This window comes from Kineococcus glutinatus, from assembly GCF_039542765.1.
Taxonomy (GTDB): Bacteria; Actinomycetota; Actinomycetes; order Actinomycetales; family Kineococcaceae; genus Kineococcus_A; species Kineococcus_A glutinatus.
The window spans coordinates 1-3,882 of record NZ_BAABIL010000707.1 but is presented as its reverse complement, the minus strand read 5'-3'; the positions used below and the strand labels follow the sequence as shown (position 1 = coordinate 3,882).

Annotated in this window: 3 protein-coding genes; all 3 read left to right on the top strand. The window is 77.8% G+C overall.

The features are described 5' to 3' along the window. The coding region (locus ABEB16_RS20430) for an NAD(P)-dependent oxidoreductase (protein ID WP_345714029.1) at window positions 1-397 on the top strand (397 nt) is incomplete at its 5' end. Between the two features lie 164 nt (window positions 398-561). Further along, on the top strand, window positions 562-2,808 hold the full coding sequence (locus ABEB16_RS20425; protein ID WP_345714028.1) for a SpoIIE family protein phosphatase: 2,247 nt from the start codon (window positions 562-564) through the stop codon (window positions 2,806-2,808). Window positions 2,809-2,817: 9 nt separating this feature from the next. Beyond that, window positions 2,818-3,600 carry a hypothetical protein gene (locus ABEB16_RS20420; protein WP_345714027.1) on the top strand — a complete coding sequence of 261 codons (783 nt, stop codon included), beginning with the start codon at window positions 2,818-2,820 and terminating at the stop codon, window positions 3,598-3,600. Window positions 3,601-3,882: the final 282 nt, after the last annotated feature.

The window sequence follows — 3,882 nt, the reverse complement described above, 5'->3', positions numbered from 1 at the left end:
CACCGGCGAGATCTGGGACCGGGCGGACCACGTGGTGATCGCGGCGCCGGCCACGGCCGAGACGGGGGCGCTGGTGGGTGCGGCGGAGCTGGAGCGGCTGGGCCCGTCGGGGTGGGTGGTGAACATCGCGCGCGGCTCGCTGGTGGACACCGGCGCACTGGTGGCGGCCCTGGAGGCGGGCACCATCGGCGGCGCGGCGCTGGACGTCACCGACCCGGAGCCGCTGCCGGAGGACCACCCGCTGTGGCGGCAGCCGCGGGCGGTCATCACGCCGCACGTGGCGAACCCGCCGCAGCTGCAGCGGCCGGCGCTGCTGCGGCGGATCGAGGACAACGTGCGGCGCCGGGCACGCGGCGAGGAGCTGCTGGGGCCCGTCGACGTCGCCGCGGGGTACTGAGCGGCCCGCTGGGAGCGCCCGGGGGCGCCCGAACCCGGAGATGGGCGCGGCCGGTGGGGTCGGGGGGCGCCCGAACCCGGAGATGGGCGCGGCCGGTGGAGGTCGGGGGGCGCCCGTGCGGTGACGTGGCGCTCATGGCTGGACGCGCTGAGTAACGTATGTCCGTGGAACCCGAGCCGTCCGCCCCGCGCACCCTCCTGGAGGTGGCGACGCTCTCCCTGCGCGAGGGGCACGACCTGCGCGCCATCCTCGACGAGGTCACCGCGGCCGGGGTGGAGGCCACCGGCGCCGACTTCGGGGCCTTCTTCTACACCGACGAGGACGAGAAGGGCTCCCGCCTGGACCTGTTCAGCCTCGCCGGGCAGGGCGGGCGGACCTTCCCCGCCTCGACCCCCGTGCGGCACACCCCCCTGTTCGACCCCACCTTCTCCGGGCAGGGCACCGTCCGGGTCGGCGACGTCACCCGCGACGCCCGCTACGGGCACAACGCCCACGGCGGCGTCCCCGCCGGCCACGCGGCGGTGCGCAGCTACCTCGCGACCCCGGTGCGCTCCACCGACGGCCGCGTCCTCGGCGCGCTGCTCTTCGCCCACGGCGAGCCGGACCGCTTCGACGACGCCGCGCAGCGGGCCGCCGAGACGGTCGCGGCGCAGGCGGCGGTGGCGGTCGACAACGCCCGGCTCTTCGCCGCCGAGCGCGCCGCCCGGCAGGCCGCGGAGCGCGAGCGCGCCCTGGCGCGGGCGGCGACCCGGCGGATGCAGCAGCTGCAGCGGATCACCGCGCTGCTGTCCGGCACCGCCAGCGCGGGCGACGTCATCACCCTCGTGCCCACCGCCGTCACCGACGTCGTCGCCTGCCACTCCGCCGCCGTCTACATGCTCGACCCCGCCGCGGACGCCCTCGTCGGCAGCGGCAGCCCCACCCTGCCCCCCCAGGTCGCGGCCCTGCTGCCGCACCTGCCGCTGACCGTGGACAACCACGTCACCGAGGCGTTCCGCACCCGCGAGCCGGTCTGCCTGCTCGTGCGCGACCAGGACCGCTACCCCGCCTACGACGACATCGACGTCGGCGACATCCGCGCCTCCCTGGCGGTGCCGGTGCTCGACGCCGGCGGCCGCACCACCGGGGTGCTCATCGTCAACTCCGCCGAGGACGCGGAGTTCGCCGCCGAGGAGGTCGACCTGTTCCGCAGCGTCGCCGCCCAGGTGTCGCTCGCCCTGGACCGCGCCCACCTCTACGACGCCGAGCGCGCCGCCCGCCGCCAGCTCGGGGCGTCCGTCGCGGCGCTCACCGACCTGGCCCGCACCCTGCAGCAGGGGATGCTGCCGCGCAGCCTGCCGGCCCTGGAGCGCGCGCGGGTCGCGGTGCGGTACCAGCCGGCGACGGCCGGGGCGGAGGTGGGCGGCGACTGGTACGACGCGGTGCGCGCCCGCGACCACGTGGTGTTCGTCATCGGCGACGTGCAGGGCCACAGCACCGCCGCGGCCGCCCTGATGGGGCAGCTGCGGACCGCGGTGCGCGCCTACGTCAGCGAGGGCCACGGGCCGGCGGCGGTGCTGCGGCGCACGAACCGGGTGCTGCACGACCTGGGGCACGAGCTGTTCGCGACGTGCTGCCTGCTCCAGCTCGACCAGCGCACCGGCGTCGCCGTCGTCGCCAGCGCCGGGCACCCCGTGCCGGTCGTGGCCGACGCCGGCGGGGTGCGGGAGCTGGCGGTGTCCCCGGGCCTGCCGCTGGGCATCGAGCCGGAGGCGTCGTACGAGGTCGCGGTGCACGAGCTGGCGCTGCCGACCCGCATCGCCCTCTACACCGACGGCGTCGTGGAGACCTCCGCGGCGCCGCTGGCCGTGGGGGAGGAGGCGCTGCGCCGGGCCCTGCTGGCCGGCGCGGCGGACGTGGAGCGGCTCGCGGACCAGGTGCTGGCGTCCATCCCGCACCGCCTGACCGACGACGCGGCGGTGCTGCTCGTGGACTACGCCGGCCCGCGGGTGCGCGGCCGGGAGGTGGCGGTGACGCTGCCGGCCGACCTGCGCGCGGTCGCCGCCGCCCGCCGCTTCCTGCGCGCGGAGCTGGGGGGGTGGCGGCTGGAGGAGGTCGTGGACACCTCCGAGCTGGTGATCAGCGAGCTGGTGACGAACGCCCTCGTCCACACCGACGAGCCGCCGGTGGTGACGCTGCGCTACGTCTCGGAGGCGGGGGAGCTGACGCTGGCGGTGCGGGACCGCTCGACCCGGCTGCCGCAGGAGCGGGTGGCCGACCCCGAGGCCCCCGGCGGCCGCGGCCTGCTCGTCGTGGAGCGGCTCGCCGACTCCTGGGGCGTCACCCCGCACGAGGACGGCAAGACGGTCTGGGCGGAGCTCACCGTCACCGCACCACATGCAGAGCGCATGCAGCCGGTGACGCTGGGGTAGCGTGAGGTGGTGCGTGATCCAGGGGAGCCGGTCGAGGTCCGCGGGCGGGTCCGGCGGCTGTCCGCCGCGCTGCTGGTGGGGGCGCTGCTGACCGGCGTGCTGGGCGGCTGCGGCTCCGACGACCCGTCCGGCCCGGTGGGGTCCGCGCCCCCCACCTCCGCCACCAGCACCCCGCCCACCTCTCCCTCGGGCACCCCCTCGGGCACGCCCTCGCAGAGCGCGCCGCCGGACGGCCCCGTGTCCCTCGTGGACGCCGTCGTCGTCGCCGCCGACCGCAGCGACCCGCTGAGCGCGGCGCTCGCCGAGGCCGTCGGCTCCGGCCGGTCCCTCCTGCTCGACCTGGTGCTGGACGTCGACCCCGCCAGCGACCTCGCGGCGGGGCGGCTCGTCGTCCCCGGGCGGGGCGCCCCGCCCGGGCGCGACAGCGGGCTGCTGCTGCAGGTGAGCCCCGAGGCCGTCGCCGAGCTCGCCGCGCCGCTGGTCCAGCTCACCGGCACCTTCGCGGTCAGCAGCGCCGTCGACGGCAGCTACGTGCTGGAGGCGCTCACCGCCGAGAGCGACCCCGCGCTGCGGCCGGAGGGCCCCGACGACGCCGCGCGCTGCGCCTCGCCGGACGCGGCGGCGGTGCGGGCGGCGGCCGACCGGCTCGCGGCGGACCCCTCGGCCCGCCAGGAGCTGCGCACCGGGTGGGGCAGCTCCCCGGCGCTGTGGTGGGCGGTGCAGTACGCCGCCCAGGACCCCGACGCCCTGGACGCGGTGATCACCACCGCCTGCGCCGCCTACCGGGGCTGAGGCGCCGATCGCGGGGCAGCTCCCTTACCGCACGGCACTGTCGCCGGGGGCGTGACGTGCTGTAGATCACCCAAGCGCTGTCCTGATCACCCTCTGTGCTTGGCTGCACGGGTGACCCCCCCACGTCCGACGCTCACCGCTGCCGTCGCGCTCGTCGCGGCCGCCGGCGCTGCCGTCGTCCTCACCTGCGCGCCCGGCGCCACCCCCGCGCCGCCCGTGCCGTCCCCCGCCGCTCCGCCGGCACCCACCGTGCCCCCGCTCGACGCGACCCCCGTCATCCCG